Annotated in this window: 25 protein-coding genes; 15 read left to right on the plus strand and 10 right to left on the minus strand. The window is 50.8% G+C overall.

What is annotated here, in order from left to right; translation table 11 throughout:
• The 9 genes from nuoI to TOLA_RS13505 all read left to right on the plus strand — a co-directional run bounded on the left by nuoI (window position 1) and on the right by TOLA_RS13505 (window position 8,375).
• Window positions 1–543: an NADH-quinone oxidoreductase subunit NuoI gene (nuoI, locus tag TOLA_RS13470; RefSeq protein ID WP_015879690.1), complete on the plus strand. Its 543-nt coding sequence runs from the start codon at window positions 1–3 to the stop codon at window positions 541–543.
• A 13-nt stretch (window positions 544–556) separates the two neighbouring features.
• Window positions 557–1,084 (plus strand): NADH-quinone oxidoreductase subunit J, encoded by a 528-nt coding sequence (nuoJ, locus tag TOLA_RS13475; RefSeq protein ID WP_015879691.1) that lies wholly within the window; start codon window positions 557–559, stop codon window positions 1,082–1,084.
• On the plus strand, window positions 1,081–1,389 hold the full coding sequence (gene nuoK, locus TOLA_RS13480; protein ID WP_015879692.1) for an NADH-quinone oxidoreductase subunit NuoK: 309 nt from the start codon (window positions 1,081–1,083) through the stop codon (window positions 1,387–1,389). The genes nuoJ and nuoK overlap by 4 nt, the downstream gene beginning before the upstream one ends.
• Window positions 1,386–3,224: an NADH-quinone oxidoreductase subunit L gene (nuoL, locus tag TOLA_RS13485; RefSeq protein ID WP_015879693.1), complete on the plus strand. Its 1,839-nt coding sequence runs from the start codon at window positions 1,386–1,388 to the stop codon at window positions 3,222–3,224. The genes nuoK and nuoL overlap by 4 nt, the downstream gene beginning before the upstream one ends.
• A gap of 10 nt (window positions 3,225–3,234) precedes the next feature.
• Window positions 3,235–4,755 carry an NADH-quinone oxidoreductase subunit M gene (gene nuoM, locus TOLA_RS13490; RefSeq protein WP_015879694.1) on the plus strand — a complete coding sequence of 507 codons (1,521 nt, stop codon included), beginning with the start codon at window positions 3,235–3,237 and terminating at the stop codon, window positions 4,753–4,755.
• Window positions 4,756–4,764: 9 nt separating this feature from the next.
• Window positions 4,765–6,234 (plus strand): NADH-quinone oxidoreductase subunit NuoN, encoded by a 1,470-nt coding sequence (gene nuoN, locus TOLA_RS13495; protein WP_015879695.1) that lies wholly within the window; start codon window positions 4,765–4,767, stop codon window positions 6,232–6,234.
• 145 nt (window positions 6,235–6,379) lie between these two features.
• Window positions 6,380–6,928 carry a GntR family transcriptional regulator gene (locus tag TOLA_RS13500; protein WP_015879696.1) on the plus strand — a complete coding sequence of 183 codons (549 nt, stop codon included), beginning with the start codon at window positions 6,380–6,382 and terminating at the stop codon, window positions 6,926–6,928.
• Window positions 6,929–6,950: 22 nt separating this feature from the next.
• Window positions 6,951–7,184 (plus strand): hypothetical protein, encoded by a 234-nt coding sequence (locus TOLA_RS17095; protein ID WP_425358060.1) that lies wholly within the window; start codon window positions 6,951–6,953, stop codon window positions 7,182–7,184.
• A 33-nt stretch (window positions 7,185–7,217) separates the two neighbouring features.
• Window positions 7,218–8,375 (plus strand): iron-containing alcohol dehydrogenase, encoded by a 1,158-nt coding sequence (locus TOLA_RS13505; RefSeq protein WP_015879697.1) that lies wholly within the window; start codon window positions 7,218–7,220, stop codon window positions 8,373–8,375.
• 111 nt (window positions 8,376–8,486) lie between these two features.
• Here the strand turns inward: TOLA_RS13505 and TOLA_RS13510 are convergent, their stop codons facing one another.
• The 4 genes from TOLA_RS13510 to rhlB form a co-directional block, all read right to left on the minus strand.
• Window positions 8,487–9,815 (minus strand): 6-phospho-alpha-glucosidase, encoded by a 1,329-nt coding sequence (locus tag TOLA_RS13510; protein ID WP_015879698.1) that lies wholly within the window; start codon window positions 9,813–9,815, stop codon window positions 8,487–8,489.
• A gap of 67 nt (window positions 9,816–9,882) precedes the next feature.
• Window positions 9,883–11,466 carry an alpha-glucoside-specific PTS transporter subunit IIBC gene (locus tag TOLA_RS13515; RefSeq protein WP_015879699.1) on the minus strand — a complete coding sequence of 528 codons (1,584 nt, stop codon included), beginning with the start codon at window positions 11,464–11,466 and terminating at the stop codon, window positions 9,883–9,885.
• Window positions 11,467–11,776: 310 nt separating this feature from the next.
• Window positions 11,777–13,273 carry a guanosine-5'-triphosphate,3'-diphosphate diphosphatase gene (gppA, locus tag TOLA_RS13520; RefSeq protein WP_015879700.1) on the minus strand — a complete coding sequence of 499 codons (1,497 nt, stop codon included), beginning with the start codon at window positions 13,271–13,273 and terminating at the stop codon, window positions 11,777–11,779.
• A gap of 16 nt (window positions 13,274–13,289) precedes the next feature.
• Window positions 13,290–14,567 carry an ATP-dependent RNA helicase RhlB gene (gene rhlB, locus TOLA_RS13525; RefSeq protein ID WP_015879701.1) on the minus strand — a complete coding sequence of 426 codons (1,278 nt, stop codon included), beginning with the start codon at window positions 14,565–14,567 and terminating at the stop codon, window positions 13,290–13,292.
• A gap of 151 nt (window positions 14,568–14,718) precedes the next feature.
• Here rhlB and trxA point away from each other — a divergent pair, with 151 nt between their 5' ends.
• Together trxA and rho are read left to right on the plus strand one after the other, a co-directional pair.
• Entirely contained in the window at window positions 14,719–15,045 is a 327-nt protein-coding gene (gene trxA, locus TOLA_RS13530) for a thioredoxin TrxA (RefSeq protein ID WP_015879702.1), read from the plus strand.
• A 197-nt stretch (window positions 15,046–15,242) separates the two neighbouring features.
• On the plus strand, window positions 15,243–16,508 hold the full coding sequence (gene rho, locus TOLA_RS13535) for a transcription termination factor Rho (protein ID WP_015879703.1): 1,266 nt from the start codon (window positions 15,243–15,245) through the stop codon (window positions 16,506–16,508).
• A 70-nt stretch (window positions 16,509–16,578) separates the two neighbouring features.
• Here the strand turns inward: rho and TOLA_RS13540 are convergent, their stop codons facing one another.
• From TOLA_RS13540 to TOLA_RS13550, 3 genes are all read right to left on the minus strand, one after another.
• The gene (locus TOLA_RS13540; RefSeq protein ID WP_015879704.1) at window positions 16,579–18,081 is read right to left on the minus strand and encodes a CYTH and CHAD domain-containing protein; all 1,503 of its coding nucleotides are present in this window, start codon (window positions 18,079–18,081) and stop codon (window positions 16,579–16,581) included.
• Window positions 18,082–18,177: 96 nt separating this feature from the next.
• Complete coding sequence (locus TOLA_RS13545; RefSeq protein ID WP_015879705.1) at window positions 18,178–18,885, minus strand: general secretion pathway protein GspB; 708 nt, start codon at window positions 18,883–18,885, stop codon at window positions 18,178–18,180.
• Window positions 18,885–20,513 carry an ExeA family protein gene (locus tag TOLA_RS13550; RefSeq protein WP_015879706.1) on the minus strand — a complete coding sequence of 543 codons (1,629 nt, stop codon included), beginning with the start codon at window positions 20,511–20,513 and terminating at the stop codon, window positions 18,885–18,887. Before TOLA_RS13550 ends, TOLA_RS13545 begins: the two co-directional genes overlap by 1 nt.
• A 101-nt stretch (window positions 20,514–20,614) precedes the next feature.
• On the opposite strand from TOLA_RS13550, the gene TOLA_RS13555 reads away from it, so the two are divergent.
• Window positions 20,615–21,847, plus strand: a complete 1,233-nt coding sequence (locus TOLA_RS13555) for a multifunctional CCA addition/repair protein (RefSeq protein ID WP_015879707.1) — start codon at window positions 20,615–20,617, stop codon at window positions 21,845–21,847.
• A gap of 4 nt (window positions 21,848–21,851) precedes the next feature.
• Here TOLA_RS13555 and folK read toward each other — a convergent pair whose 3' ends face one another.
• Together folK and folB are read right to left on the minus strand one after the other, a co-directional pair.
• Window positions 21,852–22,340 carry a 2-amino-4-hydroxy-6-hydroxymethyldihydropteridine diphosphokinase gene (gene folK / locus TOLA_RS13560; protein ID WP_015879708.1) on the minus strand — a complete coding sequence of 163 codons (489 nt, stop codon included), beginning with the start codon at window positions 22,338–22,340 and terminating at the stop codon, window positions 21,852–21,854.
• Window positions 22,340–22,690 (minus strand): dihydroneopterin aldolase, encoded by a 351-nt coding sequence (gene folB / locus TOLA_RS13565; protein WP_015879709.1) that lies wholly within the window; start codon window positions 22,688–22,690, stop codon window positions 22,340–22,342. The genes folK and folB overlap by 1 nt, the downstream gene beginning before the upstream one ends.
• Window positions 22,691–22,795: 105 nt before the next feature.
• Here folB and plsY point away from each other — a divergent pair, with 105 nt between their 5' ends.
• A complete protein-coding gene (gene plsY, locus TOLA_RS13570) occupies window positions 22,796–23,407 on the plus strand; it encodes a glycerol-3-phosphate 1-O-acyltransferase PlsY (protein ID WP_015879710.1) in 612 nt (203 codons plus the stop codon).
• On the opposite strand, the gene tsaD is transcribed toward plsY, so the two are convergent.
• Complete coding sequence (gene tsaD / locus TOLA_RS13575; RefSeq protein WP_015879711.1) at window positions 23,387–24,406, minus strand: tRNA (adenosine(37)-N6)-threonylcarbamoyltransferase complex transferase subunit TsaD; 1,020 nt, start codon at window positions 24,404–24,406, stop codon at window positions 23,387–23,389. The genes plsY and tsaD overlap by 21 nt on opposite strands.
• A 184-nt stretch (window positions 24,407–24,590) precedes the next feature.
• On the opposite strand from tsaD, the gene rpsU reads away from it, so the two are divergent.
• Together rpsU and dnaG are read left to right on the plus strand one after the other, a co-directional pair.
• Window positions 24,591–24,806 carry a 30S ribosomal protein S21 gene (gene rpsU / locus TOLA_RS13580; protein WP_015879712.1) on the plus strand — a complete coding sequence of 72 codons (216 nt, stop codon included), beginning with the start codon at window positions 24,591–24,593 and terminating at the stop codon, window positions 24,804–24,806.
• A gap of 81 nt (window positions 24,807–24,887) precedes the next feature.
• Window positions 24,888–26,636, plus strand: a complete 1,749-nt coding sequence (gene dnaG, locus TOLA_RS13585) for a DNA primase (RefSeq protein WP_015879713.1) — start codon at window positions 24,888–24,890, stop codon at window positions 26,634–26,636.
• Window positions 26,637–26,788 lie beyond the last annotated feature (152 nt).

Raw genomic sequence — 26,788 nt, forward strand, 5'->3', positions numbered from 1 at the left:
GTGAATATAAAACAAATAGTACAGGGTGTTGGTACCCAGCTTCGCAGTCTGGCGATGGTGTTTTCGCACTCATTCCGCCCCAGAGATACGCTCTGTTATCCGGAAGAAAAAGTACCGTTAGCACCACGCTATCGCGGACGTATCGTACTGACACGGGATCCTGACGGGGACGAACGTTGTGTGGCCTGTAACCTGTGTGCCGTCGCCTGTCCGGTTGGCTGTATTTCACTGCAGAAGGCCGAACGTGTCGATGGTCGCTGGTATCCGGAGTTTTTCCGCATCAACTTCTCACGCTGCATTTTCTGCGGTTTGTGTGAAGAGGCGTGTCCGACCACCGCCATTCAGCTGACACCCGATTTTGAAATGGGCGAATACCGTCGTCAGGATCTGGTGTATGAAAAGGAAGATCTGTTGATCAGCGGCCCCGGAAAATATCCGGATTACAACTTCTACCGTGTCAGCGGGATGTCTATCGACGGCAAGCCGAAAGGCAGTGCCCAGAAAGAAGCCGCCCCTATCGATGTGAAGAGCATTCTGCCGTAAGGAGTCAGCGGATATGGAACTCGCGTTTTATGGATCTTCGGTAGTTGCGATTCTGGCTACCCTCGGGGTCATCACCGGAACAAATCCGATGCATGCCCTGCTTTATCTGATTGTGTCACTGATTGCCGTCGGCATGATTTTCTTCAGTCTCGGTGCCAGCTTCGTCGGTGCCATGCAGGTGATTGTCTATGCCGGTGCCATCATGGTGCTGTTTGTGTTCGTGGTGATGATGCTGAACCTCGGCACCGCGCAGGAACAGGAGCGGCAATGGCTGCGACCCATTACCTGGATTGGTCCGTTGATCTTGAGTGCCGGACAGATGGCGGTATTTTATGCCGCACTGCATGGCGTTCCTGGCATCATTACTGGTGAGCCGATCACCGCCAAACAGGTCGGTATTGCCTTATACGGCCCGTATGTTCTCGCCGTGGAACTGGCTTCCCTGTTGCTGCTGGCCGGTCTGGTCGCCGCCTATCATCTGGGTCGGGAAAGTCAACGCGGAGACATTATCTCCACGCGTAACGAGGAGGATGACGCATGAACGGCATTCCATTTGAGCATGGGCTGATTGTTGCTGCCATCCTGTTCTCGTTAGGGTTGTGCGGTCTGTTAATTCGCCGCAATCTGCTGTTTATTCTGATGAGCATTGAAGTGCTGATGAACGCGTCGGCAGTTGCCTTTGTCGTTGCCGGTAGCCGCCACGGTCAGGTTGACGGGCAAATCATGTACATTCTGGTGATCAGTCTCGCCGCGGCCGAAGCCAGTATTGGCCTTGCGCTGCTGATGCGGATGTACCGTCGTCACCACACACTGAATGTCGATTCAGTTAAGGAGATGCACGGATGAGCCTGTTATTTCTGACCTGCCTGTTTCCGCTGCTCGGATTTCTGATCCTCGCGTTTTCCGCCGGAAGATTAAGTGAAAACCGCGCGGCACTGATTGGTGTCGGCAGTATCGGGCTTTCTGCGCTGACGAGCTTGTATGTCGGTTTGCAGTTCCTGCAGCAAGGCGCTGCCAACACCTTTAACCAGACGCTGTGGCAATGGATCAACACGATTGATCTGAAAATCGGACTGGTACTGCATCTGGATGGTTTATCACTGACCATGCTGGGTGTCGTAACCGGCGTTGGCTTCCTGATCCACCTGTTTGCTTCCTGGTATATGCGCGGTGAAGAGGGTTACTCCCGCTTCTTTGCTTACACCAACCTGTTTATCACCAGCATGCTGTTTCTGGTGCTGGCCGATAACCTGATGTTTCTTTATCTGGGCTGGGAAGGTGTCGGGCTGTGCAGTTACCTGTTGATCGGTTTCTACTATAAAGATCGCAACAATATCGCCGCTGCGATGAAGGCGTTTATCGTAACGCGGGTCGGTGACGTGTTCCTGGCGATTGGTCTGTTTGTGCTTTACCGCGAACTGGGCACACTGAACATTGCCGATATTCTGACGCTGGCGCCGCAGAAACTGACGGCCGGCGATCCAACCATTGAGTTTGCCACACTAATGCTGCTGGGTGGTGCGGTGGGTAAATCCGCGCAGTTGCCATTACAAACCTGGCTGGCCGATGCGATGGCAGGCCCGACTCCGGTTTCGGCACTGATCCACGCGGCGACCATGGTAACTGCCGGTGTCTATCTGATCGCCCGTATGCATGGCTTGTTTCTGATGGCACCGGATGTACTGCATCTAGTCGGTATTGTCGGCGCAGTCACCTTGCTGCTCGCCGGTTTTGCCGCCATGGTGCAGACCGACATCAAACGTATTCTGGCTTATTCCACCATGAGTCAGATCGGTTACATGTTTCTGGCTCTGGGTGTCGGCGCCTGGGGTGGCGCCATCTTCCACCTGATGACGCATGCGTTCTTCAAAGCGCTGTTGTTCCTCTCCGCAGGCTCGGTGATTCTGGCCTGTCACCATGAGCAGAACATCTTCAAAATGGGTGGATTGCGTAAATCCATTCCGCTGGTGTATGCCGCATTTCTGATTGGTGGTTCCGCACTGGCTGCCCTGCCCTTCATCACCGCCGGTTTCTTCAGTAAAGACGAGATCCTGTTTGCGGCGTATCAGGGCGGATACGCAGGTCTGCTGTTGTCCGGTCTGGCGGGTGCCTTCCTGACTTCACTGTATACCTTCCGTCTGATTTTCATTGTGTTCCACGGTGACAGCAAGCTGAACGTGCATCCGGGTCATGGCATCAGTCATCATCTGCCATTGCTGGTGCTGATGCTGCTTTCCACTTTTGTCGGTGCATTGATTACACCACCACTGGCCAGTGTTTTCCCACCCGCCAATGAAAGTCATGACGGGAAATTACTGATTGAACTGCTTTCCGCCACGATTGCAATTGCCGGTATTGCGCTGGCCGCGTTCCTGTTCCTTGGAAAACGCAATCTGATCGGACAACTGGCTAACAGTGCTTTCGGTAAACCACTCTGCAAGCTCTGGTTTCATGCCTGGGGGTTCGATTGGTTGTATCATCACCTGTTCGTGATGCCCTATCAGTGGATCGCACAGCTGCTGAAACGGGATCCACTGGATCGCATGATTGCACTGAGTGTGCTGGTTATCGGGGCACTGAACCGGCTGAGTGTACAAATGGTCACCGGAAACCTGCGCTGGTATGCCGCCAGTATGAGTCTGGGTGCGCTGGTCATATTGACGTTGTTGTTGGTGTACTAGGAGGCCTGTCGTGAGTTTAATCTGGTTAATATTGTTACCGTTTATCGGCGGCTTCCTTTGCTGGCTGGTGGAATTTACCCACAAGGGAACCAACATTCCCCGCTGGATCGCACTGATCACTATGTCGTTGCAACTGCTGCTGGCGCTGAATCTGTGGCATGCCTACGATTATTCTCTGGTATTGCCGGGACAAGGCAGCTGGACGCTGGATTATCAGTTGCCGTGGATCCCGCGCTTTGGCATCTCGGTCCATCTGGCACTGGATGGTATTTCCCTGCTGATGGTCGCGCTGACCGGTCTGCTGGGGATTCTGGCAGTGGTCTGCTCCTGGAATGAAATTCAGGATCGTGTCGGTTTCTTCCACCTGAACCTGTTGTGGATCCTGGGTGGTGTGATCGGTGTGTTCCTGTCACTGGATCTGTTCCTGTTCTTCTTCTTCTGGGAAATGATGCTGGTGCCGATGTACTTCCTGATTGCCCTGTGGGGACACAGTGGTTCAGATGGCCGGACCCGGATCTACGCCGCCACCAAGTTTTTCCTCTACACCCAGGCCAGTGGTTTACTGATGCTGCTTTCTATTCTGGCATTGGTATTCATCCATTATCAGGCCACCGGTACATTCTCCTTTGACTACACGGTATTACTGAATACCAGCATGAGCAGTGAAGTGGAATTTATGCTGATGCTCGGTTTCTTTATCGCCTTTGCGGTCAAGATGCCACTGGTGCCACTGCACGGCTGGCTGCCGGATGCGCACTCGCAGGCGCCGACTGCCGGCTCGGTGGATCTGGCCGGGATCTTGCTGAAAACCGCGGCTTACGGTCTGCTGCGCTTTGGTATCCCGTTATTCCCGAACGCAGCAGCTGAATTTGCCCCTATCGCCATGAGCCTGGGTCTGATCGGGATCATCTACGGCGCGGTGCTGGCCTTCAGTCAGACCGACATCAAACGTCTGGTCGCCTACACCAGTGTCTCGCATATGGGCTTTGTAGTGATTGCGCTGTATGCCGGCACCTCGACCGCCATTCAGGGTGCCATTGTGCAGATGGTCGCGCATGGTCTGTCCGCTGCCGGATTGTTCATCATGTGCGGTCAGCTGTATGAACGTCTGCATACCCGCGACCTGCGGGAAATGGGCGGGCTCTGGCATCGTCTGCGCTACCTGCCGGGGGTGATGCTGTTCTTCTCGGTCGCCTCGCTGGGCTTGCCGGGTACCGGTAACTTTATCGGCGAGTTTATGATCCTGCTGGGCAGTTTCCCTTCGGTACCGGTTATTGTGACTATCGCCACCGTGGGGTTAGTGCTGGCTTCCGTGTATTCCCTGGTGATGCTGCAACGCGCCTGCTTCGGACAAGGCAAGGTCAATACCCCGCTGAAAGCACTCAGCGCCCGGGAATTCGCGATTCTGCTGTTGCTGGTTGCCTTGCTGATCGGTCTCGGTATTTATCCACAGCCGGTGCTGGATGTCAGCGGGATGACCGGAACTTTGATGCACCCCGGCGATGCTGCCGTCATGACTGGTCAGCGCTAGGAGAAAAGTATGTCGTTTAACTCTGTATTATTTATTGCTGAGCTGCCACTCCTGCTGACCGCACTCACCGCCATTGCTGTCATGTTATCGATTGCCTGGCAACGAAACCATAAGCAGGTGTTTTACATCACCGTAATTGGGCTGAACGCGGCATTATTCAGCTTACTTCCGGCCAGCAGTGCAACGCCGGTCACGGTAACGCCACTGCTGATTGTTGACTCATACAGCGTGTTCTACTCGGCCCTGATCCTGATAGGTTCACTGGCCACCGTAACACTGGCGCGGGCCTGGCTGAAGAAATTCCCCGATAACCGCGAAGAGTTCTACCTGCTGCTGTCACTGGCATCTACCGGTGCCATGGTCATGGCACAGGCGCATCATCTGGCGGCCATCTTTATCGGGGTAGAGCTGATGTCGCTGCCGCTGTTTGGTCTGGTCGGTTATGCCTTCCGGCAACGCCGTTCGCTGGAAGCGGCAGTTAAATACATGGTGTTATCTGCCAGCGCCACGGCATTTCTGCTGTTCGGTATTGCACTGATTTATGCGCAGGTCGGCAGTCTGGATATCGCAACCATCGGCGCGCAAATTTCCCGGCTGCCACAGGCAGAAAGTGCCCATATCACCCTGCTGATTGTCGGGCTGGGCATGGTGGTGATTGGCTTTGGCTTCAAACTGTCGCTGGTGCCATTCCATCTGTGGACACCGGATGTCTATCAGGGGGCACCTGCTCCGGTGACGACCTACCTCGCGACCGTCAGTAAAATTGCCGTCTTTGCGGTGCTGCTGCGCTTGTTCTACACCATTCCGGCTACCGATTCTTTCTTCTACAGTCTGTTAGGCGGTCTGGCCTTTATTTCCATCATTATTGGTAACCTGTTGGCGTTGCTGCAAAGTAATCTGAAGCGGCTGCTCGGTTTTTCTTCCACCGCACATTTCGGTTATCTGCTGGTCGCCCTGATTGCCTGCCGTCTCGGCTCACTGTCTCAGGAAGCCGTGGCACTGTATCTGGTGATGTATCTGCTGACCTCTGTCGGCAGCTTCGGCGTGGTCAGTCTGATGTCCAGCCCGTATCAGGAACGGGATGCTGATGAGCTGCCCGCTTATCGTGGTCTGTTCTGGCGCCGTCCGATCCTGACGTCCGCCATGACCATCATGTTCCTGTCGTTAGCGGGTATCCCTATGACGTTAGGTTTCATTGGCAAGTTTTACATACTGGCGGTCGGCATCCAGTTCCACCTCTGGTGGCTGACCGGTGCCGTGGTATTCGGCAGTGCCGTTGGTCTTTATTACTATCTGCGTGTGATCAGTATTCTCTATCTGAAGACGCCGGGCATGCCATCGCGTGATGCGACTAACGACTGGGCGCTGACCACCGGCGGCTTTATGGTTCTGACCTCGGCCATCCTGGTCGTGCTGCTGGGTATCTATCCGCAACCACTGCTCGATCTGCTGCCACTGGCACAATTAGCCACCCCTTAACCCTCCTCTCCGGCACATTTCCTGTGAAGTGTGCCAGTTTTTTATACATCCTCCCTGCCCGATTCATCTTATATTGGTATTATTGATACCGGTTACATAAAACCAGTACGCCCTGAACAAGCTGCGTTCATACGAAGGAATAACCGTGTTATATAAAAATATCGCCAAGAAACTACGGTTCCGCATCAACTCAGATGAGTTTGTCGTCGGAGATGTCCTGCCAACCGAGCGGCAACTGATGGAAGAGTATCAGGCCAGCCGTGTCTCAATCCGCAAGGCGATTGATGAACTGGTTACGCTGGATCTGATTGAAAAGAAACAAGGCAGCGGTACTTACATCAAGCAAAAAGAAGTTGTGCATCTGATGGATCAATTGCGAAGTGGTCTTGAAAGTTCACAAAAAATAGGACAAACCATCACCAGTGATGTTCTGGCATTTTCCATCATTTATCCGGATGATGAAATCGCTAACCGCTTAAAGATTAAAACCACTGATCGCGTTTATTACACCAAGCGTCTGCGTAAGCTCAATGAGCGACCACAAATCATTGAAGAGAGCTTTATGCCGGTGTCTCTGTTTCCGGAACTCACTATCCGGGTGCTGGAACATTCCAAGTTCGAATACATTGAAGATAAGCTGGGACTGAAAATAGAAGGCAGTTATCAGGATATTCTCGCCGGTATTAGCCGATAAAGAAGAAGAAAAGCTACTCAATCTGCAAGGGCGTGAACCTGTTCTGCAAATTACCTCTCTTTCTAACTTTCAGGATGGCACCATTTTCGATTACAGCATCATGAAATTTAAAGCCAGTGAATACCTGCATGCCATGTATATACGCAGGGAAACACAGGGGCCAATCCTGTCACAGAAACAAGGATTAGTAACTGATCGCGAAGCCATCCCGCATGCGTCGGCAGAGGAAAACCTCAAGTTTTATCCCGTACAATAATCATTCCCTCATCATGAAAAGGAAACACAGAAGATGAATAACTTCAGCTTTCGTAATCCCACCAAAATTCATTTTGGCAAAGGACAGATCGCTAAAATCAAAGAAGAAATTCCGGCAGATGCCCGTGTACTGATTACCTATGGCGGTGGCAGTATCAAAAAAAATGGGGTTTTGGATCAGGTGCATGCTGCCTTACAAAACATCACTTTTTTTGAATTTGGTGGTATTGAACCAAATCCGCATTTTGAAACACTGATGAAAGCCGTTGAACTGGTAAAACAAGAAAAAATCACCTATCTGCTGGCGGTCGGCGGTGGTTCAGTCGTTGACGGCACCAAGTTCATCGCTGCGGCGGCTGAATATCAAAATGACCCACTGGAACTGCTGCCGACCAAAGGTGCTCACATCCGTAAGGCACTACCGCTGGGCTGTGTACTGACCTTACCGGCTACCGGCTCTGAAATGAATGGCAATGCCGTGATCACCCGCTGGGAAACCAAAGATAAGATCGGCATTTTTTCTGACCTGATCCGCCCGGCTTTCTCCGTTCTTGATCCGGAAACCACCTACAGCCTGCCAGATCGTCAGACCGGTAACGGCGTAGTCGATGCCATTGTGCATATCGTCGAACAGTACATGACCTATCCGGTGAATGGCAAAGTACAGGATCGCTATGCAGAAAGCCTGCTGCAAATCCTGATGGAAGACGGCCCACAGGCACTGAAAGATCCGACGAACTATGATGTGCGCGCCAATATCATGTGGGCTGCCACTCAGGCACTGAACGGAACACTCAGCCTGGGCGTGCCAGGTGACTGGTCAATTCATGCCATTGGTCATCAGATCACCGCACTGTATGGTCTGGATCACGCACAAACGCTGGCTATCGTGTTACCAGCAATCTGGAGTTACAAGAAAGAGCAGAAGAAAGCCAAACTGCTGCAATATGCCAGCCGTGTGTTAGGCATAACTGCAGGCGATGACGATCAGCGTGCCACTCTGGCGATTGAGAAAACCCGTGAGTTCTTTGAGCTGATGGGCGTTCCGACCCGTCTCTCAGACTATGGTCTGGATGAAACCGTCATCCCTGCCGTTGTTGCGAAGTTAAAACAACACGGCCGGCTGAAATTGGGTGAGCATGGCGATATTACCCCGGATGATGTCGCTCAATTGCTGAAACTGGCGCTGTAATTAGACGCAAAAATGCCACCCGAAGGTGGCATAACGTAACCCCAAGAACAACTCACCCTCACACTCTGTTTCAGCAGGCTTCACCCCAAGCAGAGCCTGCTGATACAGAAATTAGTTCAGCTCTGGCCAGTAATCTTTGTTGGCTGCAATCAGATCATCCAGGATCGCTTTAGCAACGCTGGCACTTGGCACTGTTTTCGACAGTGTGATGGCCTGCCACAGTTTGGTGTAAGATTTTTCCATCCACGCCTCAACCACCAGTTTTTCTACTGCGACCTGCTGATTCATCAAACCAAGCTGGAATTGCGGGATTTTGCCGATTTGCATTGGTTCAGGGCCGGTATTACCTACCAGACATGGAATTTCCACCATCGCAGTCGGATCAAAGTTACTGACCGAACCCTGGTTTGGCACAATCAGCAGCATGCGTTCTTTAGTGTTATAGGCAATCGCACGTGCCAGATCGACAATGTACGAAGCATGTTCATCAATATGCAGTGATGCACCGGCAGATGAACCTTTCTCTGCGATTTTGCGGCATTCACCAAACACATGCTTCTCACGGCCATCCATGACTTCGTTAGCACGGGTGTATTCTTTATCAGAATGTTCCACCACATAGTCAGGGAACAGGTAATACTTCAGGTACGTATTTGGTAAGGTATTGGTATCCAGTGCGAAGACATCTTTCGCCTTGGCAAAGGTATCGTTCCAGCTTGGTTCCACATGCTGAGAATCAATATCCTTGTGCACCACATAACCGTATTTTGCGACATGCTCTTTCAGCTTCGGCATCAGATCATTACCCGCCTGGTCACGAATATCGCTGTACCAGCCGAAGTGATTCAGACCATAGTATTTCACGGTCATCTCTTTACGAGATTCCAGACCCAGGATCTCTGCCATACGCACTTCAATACCCACCGGCATGTCACAGATGTTCAGGATCTTAGAGTTAGGACGCATGCTACGGGTTGCTTCCGCAACAATTGCCGCCGGGTTAGAGTAGTTCAGCATCCAGGCATTCGGAGAGTATTTCTCCATGTAATCCACCAGCTCCAGCACGCCGCCGATAGAACGCATGCCGTAAGCGATACCACCCGGGCCACAGGTTTCCTGACCCACAACACCGTATTTCAGCGGGATCTTCTCATCCAGCTCACGCATCGGGTATTTACCGACACGGATGTGTGCCATCACGAAATCCACACCGCTGAATGCTTCACGTGGATCAGTGGTATAAGAGAACACAACTTCCGGTGCACGTTCTTTAATTAATACTGCACAAGCTTTACCGATGGTTTCCTGACGCGCTGCATCATTGTCATAGAATTTCAGTTCTTTAATCGGAAATTTATCCAGATTATCCAGCAGCATTAAAACGATACCAGGCGTAAAAGTACTACCACCACCAGCTACTAATACAGAATACTTTTTCATGTTAATCTCCAACTACGACTAATTAATTATTTAACTATTAAGGATTTAACTATTACCGATTTAATCATTAAGCGTTTTTCATCAGGTTTTCCATGCTGTCGCGAACCTGCGGCACCGACAAACCGATAATTACCTGTATTGCATCTTTATTTCTGACCACACCATGCGCACCGATTTGACGGAAGGCTGCATCACTCATTACCTGTTTTTCATCTTTAACACTGATACGTAAGCGGGTCGCACAGTTATTTACTTCCGCAATATTTTCACTGCCACCTAATGCTTCCAGTAATTGCAGTGCCTGATCATCAAACTGACTACCTTTATTATCTTCACCCTGAGCACCCTGACGGTTTTTATAATCCGCCTTGGTGAATAATTTAATATCTTCAGCTTCTGCTTCACGGCCTGGTGTTTTCACATCAAAGCGGACAATCAGATATTTAAAGACGAAGAAGTAAATAACGGTGAATACACAGCCAATCATGATTTGCATCACAACGTTCATGGCATGGTTGTGGAACATCGGCAGCCAGTTTTGCACCATGATTTCCAGTAAACCACCACCCATGTTGCCAACGATGCCATTCATATACATCACCGCCGCCATGGTTGCCGCCAGTACCGCATGGATGGCAAACAGGAACGGAGCAACGAACAGGAAGGTAAACTCCAGCGGTTCAGTAATACCCACCAGCACAGCAGTCAGCACGGCAGGGATCAGCAGACCCGCTACTTTCTTCTTGTTCTCTGGTTTGGCGGTCATGTACATCGCACCGGCAATACCAATGGCACCAAATATTTTCGAGTTACCGTGCAGAGCGAAAGCACCTTGCGGGAACAGCTCGATCAGCGGTTGGCTGGAGTTACTGAATTCCGCGATATGCTGGATCCAGTAAGCCTGAATACCGCCTTCCACCACTGCCGGGCCAAGCACGAACGGACCGTAGATAAAATGATGCAGACCAGTCGGGATCAGAATGCGTTCCAGGAAAGTGTAGATCCAGACGCCCAGTGCCCCGGCCTGACTCAGAAACTCCTGCAGTGAAGCAATCCCACCCTGCACTTTAGGCCATACCAGTGCGGTTAAAAATGCCAGCGGCAGCATCGCAATGAAACCAATAATGGTAACGAAAGCAGTGCCCTGAAAAATACCCAGATAATCCGGCAGTTTTTTATCAAAATAGCGGTTATGGACATACGTCATAATAGCCGCAATAAAGATAGAGCCAATAATACTGGTATCTAATGTTTTAATACCGGCAATATTAGTTAACCCGCTGACACCACCAATCGGCTGATTAAAATCAACACCAAAATCAGCACCCCAGGTCGTTAATATGGCAGCGATAAAATAATTAAAAGTCAGATAGGAAACTATTACCGCCAAACAAGCCCGGGCCGGCGCTGTTTTCGCTAAACCTATCGGCAGACCAATTGCAAAAATAATTGGCATATTACGGAATACAGTCCAGCTACCTTCCTGAATAATCATCCAGAGTTTAAACCAGACCGTATCAGAATTTGCAATGGAACCCACTAACTGCGGGTTGGTTAATAATATCGATATACCAGCAACTATTCCCGCAAACGGGAATAACAATACGGGGGTAAACATCGCGCCGCCGAATCGTTGTAATAACTTTAACATGGGTGTCGCTCCTCAGTTTCCAGCCTCAGTGACGTGGATCGTCATCTCCATCGACATATTCTTTTTTATGCAGCTGAAATTTTTCGTTTCAGTTGTGATGTTGTGCAGTATCAATATAGAACCTATGGGAATATAAAAAAGCGACAAAGATCACAAAGGTATCTTATTGGTATCAATATAAATCTAATTGGTATTTTATTAATGAAAATAAAAAGACAAATTAAGATGAACAGCAGAGGATATAAGCAAAGGAGAGAACCGATAAACAGGCGGGAAATAAAACAGGCAGGAGAACCTGCCTGTCAGTAACTCAGATGTCAGCTTCCTCAATTGAGGTTGGCCAGCCCATCGCAGTCTGACGTTCTGCTTCCAGCTGTAATTCCGATGCCCGCAGATAATGCTCATTCATCCAGCCCAGAGGCAGACGAAGCATCAGCTGTTCATCATTGGCTTCCAGAACAAAACGCGGGACAGAACCTTCAGTCCGGCGCATACAGAGAATAATGGCAAATCGCAGCAGACGGGCTAAGCGGCAGGCCTGACGCAAAGAAACTGCATTCTGCTTTTCCAGCACGTCCAGTTTAAAGCTGTCACGCTGGTTATATACCAGTGCTGACAGCAACTGTTTCTGTGCCGGCGTAAAGCCTGGCATATCAATATTATCAATGATATAAGCAGCATGCTGTGGTGCTTTCTTATATTCAATACACAACCCGAGTTCGTGCAGCATGGCCGCCCAGCGCAGCATCGGACGCCCGTACTGCTCACTCAGTTGCCACTCTTTCTGCACCTGCTGGAATGCATATAATGCCGCATCCCGCACCCGTTCAGCCTGAATACGATCCATCTGATAACGGGTGATCAGGCTATCCGCAGCGCGTTCGCGGACATCACAGCTACGGTTTTTACCAACCATGCCGTAAATCAGCCCTTCACGCAGCGCACCACCTGCCAGTGTCATGTTTTCGATATGCAGCGTCTCAAAGATCGCAATCAGGATCGCCAGTCCGGACGGAAAGACACTCAGCCGTTCCGGCATCAGCCCTTGCAACACCAGCATATCCAGATGCCCGCAGATGATCGTTTGCGCTTTCAGCTCATACAGCTTGGCCAGTGTCACCCGTTCGCTGCGTCCCTGTGCAATCATGATCTCCTGCAATGCCTGCACCGTACCGGATGCACCGACACAACTCAGCCAGCCCAGCTCCCGGTATCCCGGCGCAACATCCTGCAAAACCGCCTTGGCTGCATCAATAGCCGCAGTGAAATTAGCCTCGTTCAGCAGACCATCCGCAAAATAGCGTTTGATCCAAATAACACAGCCCATATGCAGACTGTTCAGCAGCTTGGCTTCATTACTTTCACCAATCACCAGCTCCGTACTGGCGCCACCGATATCGATCACCAGACGATTACCTTCACCACTGGATGTCCAGGACACCCCCTGGTAAATGGTACGGGCTTCATCTTCGCCGGAAATGATCTCGATTTTATGTCCCAACACCTGTTCAGCGATGAGCAGGAATGAATCAACGTTACGTGCCAGACGCAAAGTCGCCGTCCCCACCACCCGGATATTTTCCCGTGGCACATCCTGCAACTGTTCAGCGAACAAACGCAGACAGTCCCAGCCCCGCGCCATCGCTTCCAGGCTCAGATTGTGTTCGGTATCCAGTCCGGCAGCCAGACGAACCTTGCGTTTAACCTTGGCAACGGTACGGATGGCACCTGCCACTTCCCGTACCATCAGCATGTGAAAACTATTCGAGCCAAGATCAATTGCGGCATATAACGGAGATTGATCCAAAAGAGACATCCTGTCGTTAAGATTTATTACCCGGACGGCGACGGCCTGTCGATTGGCGATCACGCATATTACGGTTTACCGGCAGACGATGACGGACCACGCGTTTTGGCGCTGTCACATCATCCAGCAATGCACTTGGATCATACTTGCTGACCGGAATCGGATGATGCGTATATTCTTCGATTTCAGGCAGGTTGAACGCGTAATCTTCGCAAGCGAAGCTGATTGCATGTCCGCTACGGCCAGCACGACCAGTACGGCCGATACGATGCACATAATCTTCCGCGTCATCCGGTAAATCATAGTTAAACACATGACTTACATCCGGAATGTGCAGACCACGAGCCGCCACATCAGTCGCCACCAGCACATCCAGCAGACCGGCAGTAAAATCTTCCAGGATCTTCAGACGTTTCTTCTGTGGCACATCACCGGTCAGCAGACCGACACGATGGCCATCCGCCTGCAACCAGGCATGCACATCTTCACAACCGTGTTTGGTATTGGCGAAGATGATCGCTTTTTCCGGCCAGTCTTCTTCCATCAGCGTCAGTAACAGCAGCATCTTGTCTTCGTTAGAAGGATAGAACAGCTCTTCCTTGATGCGCTGACCGGTCATTTGTTCCGGTTCGATCTGGATATGCTGCGGCTCATTCATGTGTTCATAAGCCAACTCCTGCACACGCAGTGACAAGGTGGCAGAGAACAGCATGTTCAGACGTTGCGCTGGCGGCGGCATCCGACGGAACAGAAAACGGATGTCCTTGATAAAGCCCAGATCGAACATACGATCCGCTTCATCCAGCACAACAACCTGAATGGCACCCAGGTCAATAATGCCCTGTTTCAGATAATCGATAATACGGCCAGTGGTTCCGATCAGCAGATCAACACCTTCCTGCAATACGGCCAGCTGCTTATCGTAGCCATCACCACCGTAAGCCAGCCCCATCTTAAAGCCACAGCTTTCAGACATCGGAACCGCATCGTTATAAATCTGTACGGCCAGTTCACGGGTTGGCGCCATGATCAGCACACGCGGCTGATTCTGACGACGTTCAGCACTTGCTGAATGAGTCAGTAAATAGTTGAATGTACCGGCAAGAAACGCGATCGTTTTGCCGGTACCGGTCTGTGCCTGGCCCGCAATGTTTTTCCCGGTCAGCAGCAGAGGTATAGTTTCCGCCTGAATAGGCGTGCAATTATGAAAGCCTTTAGCTTCCACGCCGGCCAGAACTTGTGGTTCCAGTCCGAGTTCAGCGAATGTGATCTCTGTAAGATGTGTTTTGCTCATGGGCAATATGCTTATTGAATTAGACTTGCAATAATAAACAGTATCCTTTAATTAGGGTAACTGTTTGGCTTTTATTTCTTGATCCCTTTAATTTGCATCTTCGTACCCCTATATTGTTTAGAGCAAACGAATTGCAAATGTGGAGTAAAAAATGAGTGACAAAATTGTACACGTGACTGATGCCAGCTTCGAGAATGACGTACTGAATGCTTCCGCCCCGGTTCTGGTTGATTTCTGGGCTGAATGGTGTGGTCCATGCAAAATGATTGCCCCGATTCTTGACGAAGTTGCAGGCGAATATGCCGGTAAACTGACTATTGCCAAGCTGAACATCGATCAGAACTCTGGTACTCCACCAAAATTCGGTATTCGTGGTATTCCTACCCTGCTGCTGTTCAAGAACGGTGCTGTTGCCGCCACCAAGGTTGGCGCACTGTCTAAAACTCAGCTGAAAGAGTTTCTCGACGCCCATCTGTAATCGTTATCCCCGGGGAGGCTTCAGGCCTCCTCTATTTTTAATAATGCCTGATTTTCATCCATTTCTCACTGCAGATAGCTGGACGCCCCGATAAATTGGTGCTAATTTGGTTAAACGATGCTGTTCATATCCGCTCGATGCGCGCTCTCCAGCAGTCAATCCAACCCTATTGCAATTCCCGAAACTACATCACCTCTATGAATCTAACTGAACTAAAGAATACCGCAGTCTCTGAACTGGTACATCTGGGCGAATCTATGGGCCTGGAAAATCTGGCCCGTCTGCATAAAAAAGATATCATTTTTGCCATTCTCAAAGCCCATGCGAAAAGCGGGGAAGACATCTTTGGTGATGGCGTGCTGGAAATTCTGCAGGATGGTTTTGGTTTCCTGCGTTCCGCTGATAGCTCTTATCTTGCCGGCCCGGATGACATTTATGTATCCCCAAGCCAGGTGCGCCGCTTCAACCTGCGTACCGGCGACACTATTTCCGGCAAAATCCGTCCGCCGAAAGAAGGTGAACGTTATTTCGCACTGTTGAAAGTTGATACCGTCAACTACGACCGTCCGGAAAATGCCCGTAACAAGATCCTGTTTGAAAACCTGACACCGCTGCACCCGACCAAGCGTCTGCGTCTGGAACGTGGTAATGGTTCAACCGAAGATATCACTGCCCGTATCCTTGATCTGGCTTCGCCTATCGGGAAAGGTCAGCGTGGTCTGATCGTGGCACCACCAAAAGCCGGTAAAACCATTCTGCTGCAAAACATTGCCCAGAGTATTACCAGCAACCATCCTGATTGCGAACTGATCGTTCTGCTGATCGATGAGCGCCCGGAAGAAGTAACCGAAATGCAGCGCATGGTGAAAGGTGAAGTCGTTGCTTCTACCTTCGATGAGCCAGCAACACGTCACGTGCAGGTTGCTGAGATGGTTATCGAAAAAGCCAAACGCTTAGTAGAACACAAGAAAGACGTGGTGATCCTGCTCGATTCGATCACTCGTCTGGCGCGTGCCTACAACACCGTGATCCCATCATCAGGCAAAGTACTGACCGGTGGTGTGGATGCCAATGCTCTGCATCGTCCAAAACGCTTCTTTGGTGCCGCACGTAACGTGGAAGAAGGTGGTTCTCTGACCATCATCGCGACTGCGTTAGTCGATACCGGTTCGAAGATGGATGAAGTGATCTACGAAGAATTCAAAGGCACCGGTAACATGGAACTGCATCTGTCTCGTAAGATTGCAGAGAAACGTGTTTACCCTGCGATTGATATCACTCGTTCTGGTACTCGTCGTGAAGAGTTGCTGACTGCGCCGGATGAACTGCAAAAGATGTGGATCCTGCGTAAGATCGTTCACCCGATGGGCGAGATCGATGCGATGGAATTCATGATCGACAAGCTTTCGCTGACCAAAACCAACGATGAATTCTTCGAGTCGATGAAACGACAACAGAAATAAATCGGGTCGGTGACCGGATAAAATAAGGGACAGCATATGCTGTCCCTTGTCATTTCTGCATCAGAATGATTTATTCCCAGTAAGGCTGCATCCCGATACCACGCTGGCGGATCTGATCCAGTTCAATCAGCTGTGGTTTTAACTCTTTCTGCAACCAGTCATTCAATTCCTGCTGATACGGGCAAGCCATATTCGTGGCTGCTTCAAAAATCCATTCAATATGTTCCAGGTCAGTTAACCGCCCCAGCATATTCAGCCACGGTAACCGGAATCCTTGCTGACGTTCCGTATCAAACAACGTAGCAAAACAGACCCCTACCTGCAGATTGTGCCGCAGCATTTCCCGTAAGTGCTGATAACTGGCATGATCCAGCGCATCACTCAGTTTTGACATCGATAGCAATTCCTGCCAGCTATTGTCTAATGCAACCACGGCCAGTGAATGAATCGGCTGCACCAGACCCGGACTATGCGGATTATCCGCTTTATGTAATGCCATCCAGGAAGATAATTTTAATAGCGTCTGACAATAGTGAACTGACAATAACAGGGCCTGCGTCTGTTTCTCTGTCGGCAACAGCTGTTCATGACGCTGGATCTCACTGGCCAGCTCACTCTGGCACGGCGCATTTTTCAGCATCTGGCGATATTCAAATTGCATACGCTGTAACACCAGCGCTTCATCCAGCCACGACAATTGTTCCACCAGCCATGCCAGATCTGTTTCCCAGTCGACGGGGGTTAACACGGCATAAACATCCGCATACAGCAAACGGGTATGCTGAATCAACGTGACCGCACTGCGCAATTGTAACAACGCCCCAATGGATGGCTGTTGCATATAAAGCTGTTCATGATACTGCCAGTGGCGCAACGCATACTGTAATGCGGTGATTAATCCTTCTTCTGCCGTCTGTTCCGGGGTAACAGGTACAAACCCCATTCGGCGAACATCCGGCTCGGCGCTCAGACCTGCAAGCCGGTAACCACGTTGCGCCTTGGAAGCACAACCCAGTTGCCAGCCGGGACGCGTTACGAGTAATTCTGCCAGTTTAAACAGCGGTGCTACCGGACCGGAGACAATTTCCAGTTCAACTTCATTGATGGGTTCGTTCTGGCCATTGGCATCGATAGAACCAATGTCATAGGCAATCTCAATCAGAGAGTCGTCCTGCAGGGCAACAGTCCATGTTCTGCGATGAAAATCGGTGCGAAACAGCGTGGTTAATGATTGTTGCAGCAAACCGACATCGGTCCCTTCCGGCCATATCTCCGCCGGAAAGGCCCGTAAATCAGGCCAGGGATTATTACTCGGCAATGTGTATTCAGGCCGTTGATGCAATCCCCCGACAGCTTGTCCGGCCAGTTTAATCGTCTGTTCGTGTTTACCGCTATAAGTACGGATCCGCAGACCACAATCGAGCGCCCGCAACTGCTGATCGGCTGTATCAAAATAGATATTTTCCAGCTGTTGATCTTGTTGTTCTTTCGCACCCAGTGAACTCAGTACCTGTTCCAGATACGAAAATACATCGTCGGTGACCAGAAACTTCAGTTCAACTTCATTGCTCATGCAGGTCTCTCCGGCCTTCTGTGTAAATCATCCGTTAACATCGGTTCATTTACCTTTTAACTCAATAGTTTATAGTGCACCCGCCAGATCATGCTTTCAATAGCCCTGCCAGTCAGTCAGCGCATTTAAACTAAAACTTTGCGAGCCAACCCGAAAAATACTGGCTTCGGATTCGATGCGTAATAACACCACACCGCTGACAACTTCATCGCCTTCATGATAATCCCGGCCATTGATATTGATCGTGCGGCTAGCCGGTATTGAGGAATAGACATGTGCACCATATTTCATGGCCGGCACCTGCTGACTGATTCGGGGAGGTAATGCCCCCAATGGTGTTGCATCCGACGAAGCGGTGGCCGGAGCCCGCACTACCGGAGGCTCAGACTGAACCGTCTCATTAACTGCCTGCATAAAACGTTTTTCCAGAGAACTCCGGGTATCCGCTTCCTCTGCTGCCGGTTGTTCAGCAGGAAGAGGGAGAGCCGCTGGGTCAATCATCGCCAGATTCTGTTCTTCTGCCTCTGGCAGTGGTTCCGTCACGAATTCATAATTCTGGTTCAGTGGTTTAAATGGCAACTCTGTAGGGTGCGGCACTTCCACCCGCTGTACCACAGGTTCATTGTGCAATAAGTGCCAGCCATAATTTGTTGCAGCGCCCAGCACCGCACAAACCGGTAACCCCAGCAACCAGACTAGCCAGCTGGCTTTGCTACCCCGCTCACCATGCAGCCGTTCCGGCATAAAAAAGTGCGCTTGTTCTACCCGTTTTGCCTGGCGGGAGGCCGAAGTGAGTAATGACATTAGCTATCTCCTCCCGTATTTTCTATCTCATCACTGTTACTAACCGTTTGTTGTGCCGGAATACGTCCGTTCAGCCGGGGAACCGCTTTCTGACTGCGGATAACTAGCCGCAGTAACGTTTGCTCACCGGCAACGCCATCCTCAACCAGCCCTTCCTGTTTCTGGAACTGACGGACTTTGTCTGTCAGTTGCGCATCAAAACGCGACACTTTATTGCGGACAGGCAAACGTAATGCCTGACTGACAGCCGCTTCCAGCCACCGGACATCCGCCACACCACTGCGTTTCGAAATCACCGTATGACCGCTCTCGGGTAATTGCCAAAGGAACGTGTAGCCTTGTCCCCAGACTTTATTTAACCATTCCACAGAGACCTGCCAACGCTCGCTACCCAGCAGTAAATCCGCTTGTCCATCAGCAACATGCAGTACGACAGCATAGATTTCCCGTCCATCTTCTTCCGTCAAATGAACAACCGCCGGATAATTCAGTTTCAGAAGATCATCCAGCGTTCCAAATTCCTGTACACAGCTCAGATTCACTCGCTGCGCGGCATCACAAGACGCCTCATCAATAGCAGCTTCAAAACCCCAGACACGATACAACTGCTGCATAGCCTGATCTTCATAATCGGCTTCCGCAATAACACGATCAAAATGTTTAAGCAGGTTGGCATCCGGCGGCAACGTCACCGGTACAGAAACTTTTTTCACCGGAGGTTGCGGCAAGACCCCCCACTGCTGCCAGCCAAACCAGCCAGCAGCCAGCATTAACACCCCCACCAGCGAAAAAGACAGCACAGAACGGGTACTGCCTTCATCCCGGACACCCGTTGCTTCATAGGCGGCCTGCGCCAGTAATTTATCATTGATCCGTTCGCATCCTGCCGCATACGCACCGAGTAATGCTCGTTCACAGATAAGATTGATGACACGCGGGATCCCGCCACTTAAGCGATGCAATGCTCTGATGGCTGACGGTGTAAAGACAGGCTGCAGGCTGCCGGCTACCTGCATCCGGAAGCGGACATAAGAATCTACGTCATTCAGATCCAGCGGCAGCAGGTGATAACGCGCCGTGATCCGTTGTGCCAGCTGACGCAATAACGGCTGGCGTAAAAGCTGCTGTAATTCCGGCTGCCCAATCAGCACAATCTGCAGCAGTTTGGCATCATCCGTTTCCATATTGGTCAGCAATCGCAATTGCTCCAATACTTCCGGCATCAGATGCTGGGCTTCATCAATCACCAGCAGCGTACGCCGTCCGGCCTGATGATTCTGCAGCAGAAAATGATGCAACGTATCAAACAACGCTTTCAGACTGACTGGTTGCGGGTAAGTGAGGTGGAATGCATCACAAATGGAAGCCAGCATATCCTCTGTTGAAAGTGCCGGATTCAGGATAAACGCCAGATCGGTATCTTCCGGCAACTGCTGTCGCAGGCAACGGGAAACCGTCGTTTTTCCTGTTCCGACTTCACCGGTAAGCAGTACAAATCCGCCACCATCACGCAAACCGTATAATAAATGCGTCAATGCTTCAGCATGACGTTCACTCATATAGAGGTATTTAGGATTCGGCGATATCGAAAACGGATTATCCGTCAGATTAAAAAATGCTTTATACATAATCAGCTAATCCCGTAAGTACTCATTGCAGAGTAATCCGCAGCACGAATGAAGTCAAAAGCACGCTATAATCCGAGCTGAGAAACGAGAGGTATGAATAAGTGCAGATATATCTGGTGGGCGGTGCGGTACGTGACACCCTGTTAGGATTGCCAGTGACCGAGCGGGATTATGTCGTCGTTGGCAGCGAAGCGCAGACTTTATTAGATCTGGGTTATCAGCCGGTCGGACGTGATTTTCCCGTATTTCTGCATCCGCAAACGAAAGAAGAGTATGCACTGGCCAGAATTGAACGCAAACAAGGCAAAGGCTACACCGGTTTTGCCTGTTATGCCGCACCGGACGTCACGCTGGAGCAGGATCTGCTGCGCCGTGATCTGACCATTAATGCGATTGCGCAAGATCAGGACGGCCAGCTTTACGATCCTTATGGCGGGATCAGCGATCTCAATAACCGCGTTCTGCGACATATTTCTCCCGCTTTCAGTGAAGATCCGCTGCGCGTATTACGGGTTGCCCGTTTCGCAGCCCGCTTCCATCATCTCGGTTTTTATATTGCCCCGGAAACGCTGGCCTTAATGCGCAAGCTCAGCCGTAGTGGTGAGCTTAATCATCTGACACCGGAACGGATCTGGAAAGAAATTGAAAAAGTATTATCCGGACGAAATCCGCAGATCTTTTTCGAGATCCTGCATGATTGTGAAGCCTTGAATGTGCTGCTACCGGAAGTGGATGCCCTGTTTGGCATACCGGCACGCCCGGACTGGCATCCGGAAGTCGATACCGGCATTCATGTGATGATGGCATTGCGTGAGGCCAGCCAGCGCAGTGAACAGCTGGCAGTCCGCTTCGCAACCCTTTGTCACGATTTAGGTAAAGCGCAGACACCGGCTCATATTCTTCCCAGTCACCATGGGCACGGTGAACGTGGCACACCGTTGATCCGGGAACTGTGTAAACGGCTGAAAGTGCCGAATGACTGTCGCGATCTGGCGATTTTGGTCAGTGAGTTACATTCATTAGTGCACACCGCATTGCAGTTGCGCCCGGCAACGATGCTGAAATTATTTGATCGTCTGGATGTCTGGCGAAAACCGGAACGCTTATCGCAACTGTTACTCTGCTGTCAGGCTGACTTTTATGGCCGTCAGGGCTTTGCCGAACGGGAATATCCGGAACCGGAATATGTACAACAGGCTTACGACGCTGCGGTAGCTGTGGCGGTAAAACCCATCGTGGAGGCAGGTTATACCGGTGAGGCAATACGGCTGCAGTTAAGTCGCCGCCGTATTTTTGCCATCCGTGATGTGCATTGTCGCTGGAACGATAAATAAGGCTTTAACGCCAGTCAAAGGCGACTGCCCGCAATGGCTGGCGACTGGCATCATATTCACGCCACAATTCAGCCAGGGTCATCTCAGCCAGCGGATGCCGCCATTGTGGTGCCAGCTCGGCAAACGGTCGCAGTACAAACGCATTATGCAGGATCTCGCTGCGTGGTAACTCGACCGGAGCCGCGATCACCAGTTCATCATAAGCCAGCAGATCCAGATCCAGCGTCCGGCCGGAAAATTTGCGTGCATCAGCCGGACGGCCATGCGCAAACTCAATCGCCCGCAATTGTGCCGCCACTTCAGCCACACTGATTGAGGTTTCAGCTGCGATCACCAGATTATAAAAAGGCGCGCCATCAAAACCTACCGCGTCACTTTCATATACGGTTGAACAACGACAGGCAGAGAACACCTGTTGCAACGCCTGCCAGCCCGCCCGCAGGTAATGCTCCCGCTCGATGTTAGAACCGACACCGATATAGATACGGGCCATTATGCCTCCCGCACGATCTCAACCCCGACACCACGGGCATTGACCACCGCACCCGGCTTCGTCACCCGTACCCGTACCCGTAAAACAGGAAACTCACTGAGTAACAGCTGCGCGGTCTGTTCCGCCACAGCTTCTACCAATCCAATCGGACAGGTACTGATCATATCGGTCACACGCTTAGACACCGCCGCATAATCCAGTGCCAGTGACATATCATCCTGCTCACCGGCAGCCTGAGTGTCAAAATCCATTTCCAGATCCAGCACCAGTTTCTGGGTGATCTGCTTTTCCCACTCATACACACCAATTGTGCAGTAGACTTCAAGATGATCGATAAAGACTTTATCCATGTTTTATCCTAATTCTGCTAATCTGGAACGTGGGTATCTGGTAGGGATCATACTCCAGCCAGCGCCGATAGAAAAATAGTGCCCGCGAACAACGTCAGGAGACTTATGCTCGCTCTCACTTTCGCCATGTCAGGTATAGCCTATCTGCTGGGTTCAGTCAGTAACGCAGTATTGATTAGCCGTCTTTGTGATTTGCCGGATCCCCGTGAATATGGCTCACACAACCCTGGTGCAACCAATGTGCTCCGTTCCGGAAACCGGCTGGCAGCGCTGATAGTCTTTCTGCTGGATATGCTTAAAGGCACCATTCCGGTTTATCTGGCCTGGTATCTGGGCATTCCACCGCTTTATCTCGGATTTATCGGTATTGCAGCCTGTCTGGGACATATGTATCCGCTCTACTTTCATTTCCGGGGAGGCAAAGGAGTAGCAACAGCGCTCGGTGCACTACTGCCACTCGGGCTGGATATGGGCAGTTTTATGATTGTGACCTGGCTGATTGTTTTGCTGTTCACCGGCTACTCTTCACTGGCGGCAATTGGTGCGGCGTTGCTGGCACCACTCTACACCTACTGCCTGAAGCCGGAATATACCCTGCCCGTGGCCATGCTTTGTTGCCTGATCATTCTGCGTCATCACGAGAACATCAGCCGTTTGCTGCAAGGCCACGAGCCGCAGGTCTGGTCACGCCATCCGTTAAAACGTCACCGGCGCTAGCGTTTCCAGATTCCAGCGTGGCTGCACCACAATTTCCAGACCGGTAGTATGTCCGGCTTTCAGACGTTGCATACCGGCAAACGCAATCATGGCACCGTTATCAGTACAGAACTCCGGACGCGGATAAAACACCTCGCCACCGAGCTTATGCATCAGCTCTGCAAGCTGGCTGCGTAATTCTTTATTGGCACTGACCCCACCGGCAATGACCAGTCGTTTCAGACCCGTCGCCTGCAACGCACGTTTACATTTGATTGCCAGTGTATCGACTACCGCTGTCTGAAAAGCATGAGCAATATCAGCCCGCGTCTGATCATCACTTCCCTGACTACGAATGGTATTCGCAGCGAAGGTTTTCAGGCCGGAAAAGCTGAAATCCAGCCCCGGACGATCTGTCATCGGACGCGGAAACACAAAACGGCCAGCCGTCCCCTGCTCAGCCAGTTTTGACAATGCAGAACCCCCTGGATAATCCAGCCCCAGTAATTTGGCTGTTTTATCAAAGGCTTCACCGGCCGCATCATCCACCGATTCACCCAGGATCTGATAGTGACCAATGCCATCCACCCGCACCAGCAGGGTATGCCCGCCGGATACCAGCAACGCAATAAAAGGAAACTCCGGTACCCGTTCTTCCAGCATCGGTGCCAGCAGATGACCTTCCATATGATGGACCGGTATTGCCGGTTTATTCCATGCCATCGCCAGAGATCGGGCAATCGTCGCACCGACCAGCAATGCACCGACTAAACCAGGACCCGCTGTATAGGCGATCCCGTCCAGATCCTCGGATCGACAACCCGCCTGCTGCATCGCAGCTTCAATCAGCGGTAATGTTTTGCGGATATGATCACGACTGGCCAGTTCCGGCACCACGCCACCATAATCGGCATGTAATTTAATCTGACTATATAGTTGATGCGCGAGGATCCCATGTTGATCGTCGAAGATCGCGATCCCGGTTTCATCACAGGATGTTTCGATACCTAATACCCGCATTTTTCGGTTACTCCGGTAAAATTCCCACCGATTATTATGCGCTATGGTACATTTCAGCGGTTTTTTACTCCAGCTTGTTCTGATCGGGGTTTACATACCCCCATGCATAGGATTAAAATTCGGCACCATTTTTAGTAAGGCTGACTTTCAGCCAGAAAAACATTCACACCGAGGTGAAAGGCACATGCCAGTTATTAAAGTACGTGAAAACGAGCCATTCGACGTAGCTCTGCGTCGCTTCAAACGCTCTTGCGAAAAAGCAGGTGTTCTGTCTGACGTTCGTAGCCGCGAATTCTACGAAAAGCCAACTACTATCCGTAAACGTGCTAAAGCGTCTGCGGTTAAGCGTCACATGAAGAAACTGGCTCGCGAAAACGCACGTCGTAACCGTCTGTACTAATTCTACAGACCGTTAAGTTTTCTTGATAAGCCGCGCATTCTTTTGATTGCGCGGCTTATTCTATTGGCAGATGGAATTCAGATGGCTGGTAAAATCCCGCAATCCTTCATTGATGATCTGCTAAATCGAACCGACATTGTCGAGTTAATCGATAGTCGCGTTCATCTTAAAAAAGCCGGCAAGAATTACCAGGCCTGCTGCCCGTTTCATAACGAAAAATCACCCTCATTCTCTGTCAGTCCGGAAAAACAGTTTTATCACTGCTTTGGCTGTGGTGCGCACGGTAACGCCATTGGTTTTATGATGGAGTACGACGGGCTGAACTTCCCGGATGCAGTTGGTGAACTGGCTAATCTGCATGGATTAACCGTACCGAACGATCAACCATTTCACAGTCAGGGACCGGCACCTTCTGCCGATCACTATCAACTGATGGAATGGGCTACACGTTATTTCCAGAATCAATTGAAAACTGCCCCGCAGGCGATCGACTATCTGAAAGGGCGAGGCCTTACCGGTGAGATCGTAAAACAATTTGCGATCGGCTATGCCCCTGGTGGCTGGGACGGCTTACGCCAGACACTGGTGCGTTCCGCTGCAACCGAAGCTCAGCTGATTGAACTCGGCATGCTGATAGGCCGTGACGGCGGTGGTAGCTATGATCGTTTCCGGGATCGGATCATGTTTCCGATCCGCGATCGTCGTGGCCGGGTGATTGGTTTTGGTGGTCGCGTACTGGGCGATGGGACACCTAAATATCTCAACTCGCCGGAAACGCCCATTTTTCATAAAGGTAAAGAACTGTTTGGCCTGTATCAGGTCAAAGAGCGTCACCGTACACCTGCCCGCATCCTGATCGTCGAAGGCTATATGGATGTAGTGGCACTGGCACAGTTTGGCGTCGATTATGCGGTTGCCTCGCTAGGTACCTCGACTACCGCTGATCATATGCATCTGCTGTTCCGTACTACATCAGAAGTCGTTTGTTGTTATGACGGTGATAATGCGGGGCGCGAAGCCGCATGGCGTGCGCTGGAAAACGCGCTGCCTGGTCTGCAGGACGGTAAAGATTTACGCTTCGTATTCCTGCCGCAGGAACATGATCCGGATAGTTTCATCCGTGAATACGGACGCGGCGCTTTTGAACAGAAACTGGACGACGCACAATCGTATGCCGACTTTCTGTTTGAACGTCTGACGCGGGATCTGAATTTAAGCGGTGAAGCCGGACAAAATGAACTGGCGAATAAAGCTATCGCCCTGATCCGGCGTGTCCCGGAAGGATTTAACCGCGAAAGTCTGCTGACCAAACTGTCTGTGCAGCTGCGCTGGGGTGAAAATGAAAAACGGCTGCGCGAAATATTCCACCGCCAGGAACAGGAAGCCCAGCAGACAGCAACTACACATAAGAATAGCGGTAAAATTAAACTGACACTGATCCGTCGTGCTATTGCGCTGATTGTGCAGCATCCTCAGCAGGCAGCATTACTGCCTTCCCTGCCTGATGTGCTAAAATCCTTAAAGGAACCAGGCATTGAAGTATTGCTCTCGTTGTTAACGCAACTGCATAACAATCCGATGTCCACTGGTCAGCTACTGGAGCACTGGCGTGATACCCGTGAAGGACGCGCACTGGCTCAGCTGGCAATGCTGGATGAAGTCGCTGTTGGCGATAATATTCAGCAAGAACTGGAAGATGTCTGTGATCGGCTGTTGGATCTTTATCTGCAGCAACGATTAGACAGCTTACTCCAAAAGAATCAAATGAGTCTTGAAGAAAAGCAAGAACTTCAGTTTTTATTAACAGAGTACAAACGTTCCACGAAATAAGTGACCGTCAGCTTGAATTTACCGCCCGACGGCACTATATGATTAACACAGCCCGGTTACGGGAATATAGCTACTTGATGCAAGAACAGCACTGACCAAACTACTACCTTGTTATACAAAATATAACGGGGCGGATTTTTACTTTGTCGTTA

It is taken from the genome of Tolumonas auensis DSM 9187, assembly GCF_000023065.1.
In the GTDB taxonomy this organism is placed as follows: domain Bacteria; phylum Pseudomonadota; class Gammaproteobacteria; order Enterobacterales; family Aeromonadaceae; genus Tolumonas; species Tolumonas auensis.

Excerpts from the sequence above, each read along its gene's own strand:
- nuoJ (WP_015879691.1), top strand. The coding sequence starts at position 557 with ATGGAACTCGCGTTTTATGGATCTTCGGTAGTTGCGATTCTGGCTACC.
- nuoK (WP_015879692.1), top strand. The coding sequence starts at position 1,081 with ATGAACGGCATTCCATTTGAGCATGGGCTGATTGTTGCTGCCATCCTG.
- nuoL (WP_015879693.1), top strand. The coding sequence starts at position 1,386 with ATGAGCCTGTTATTTCTGACCTGCCTGTTTCCGCTGCTCGGATTTCTG.
- nuoN (WP_015879695.1), top strand. The coding sequence starts at position 4,765 with ATGTCGTTTAACTCTGTATTATTTATTGCTGAGCTGCCACTCCTGCTG.
- TOLA_RS13505 (WP_015879697.1), top strand. The coding sequence starts at position 7,218 with ATGAATAACTTCAGCTTTCGTAATCCCACCAAAATTCATTTTGGCAAA.
- TOLA_RS13510 (WP_015879698.1), bottom strand. The coding sequence starts at position 9,815 with ATGAAAAAGTATTCTGTATTAGTAGCTGGTGGTGGTAGTACTTTTACG.
- TOLA_RS13515 (WP_015879699.1), bottom strand. The coding sequence starts at position 11,466 with ATGTTAAAGTTATTACAACGATTCGGCGGCGCGATGTTTACCCCCGTA.
- rhlB (WP_015879701.1), bottom strand. The coding sequence starts at position 14,567 with ATGAGCAAAACACATCTTACAGAGATCACATTCGCTGAACTCGGACTG.
- trxA (WP_015879702.1), top strand. The coding sequence starts at position 14,719 with ATGAGTGACAAAATTGTACACGTGACTGATGCCAGCTTCGAGAATGAC.
- rho (WP_015879703.1), top strand. The coding sequence starts at position 15,243 with ATGAATCTAACTGAACTAAAGAATACCGCAGTCTCTGAACTGGTACAT.
- TOLA_RS13540 (WP_015879704.1), bottom strand. The coding sequence starts at position 18,081 with ATGAGCAATGAAGTTGAACTGAAGTTTCTGGTCACCGACGATGTATTT.
- TOLA_RS13545 (WP_015879705.1), bottom strand. The coding sequence starts at position 18,885 with ATGTCATTACTCACTTCGGCCTCCCGCCAGGCAAAACGGGTAGAACAA.
- TOLA_RS13550 (WP_015879706.1), bottom strand. The coding sequence starts at position 20,513 with ATGTATAAAGCATTTTTTAATCTGACGGATAATCCGTTTTCGATATCG.
- folK (WP_015879708.1), bottom strand. The coding sequence starts at position 22,340 with ATGGCCCGTATCTATATCGGTGTCGGTTCTAACATCGAGCGGGAGCAT.
- folB (WP_015879709.1), bottom strand. The coding sequence starts at position 22,690 with ATGGATAAAGTCTTTATCGATCATCTTGAAGTCTACTGCACAATTGGT.
- plsY (WP_015879710.1), top strand. The coding sequence starts at position 22,796 with ATGCTCGCTCTCACTTTCGCCATGTCAGGTATAGCCTATCTGCTGGGT.
- tsaD (WP_015879711.1), bottom strand. The coding sequence starts at position 24,406 with ATGCGGGTATTAGGTATCGAAACATCCTGTGATGAAACCGGGATCGCG.
- rpsU (WP_015879712.1), top strand. The coding sequence starts at position 24,591 with ATGCCAGTTATTAAAGTACGTGAAAACGAGCCATTCGACGTAGCTCTG.
- dnaG (WP_015879713.1), top strand. The coding sequence starts at position 24,888 with ATGGCTGGTAAAATCCCGCAATCCTTCATTGATGATCTGCTAAATCGA.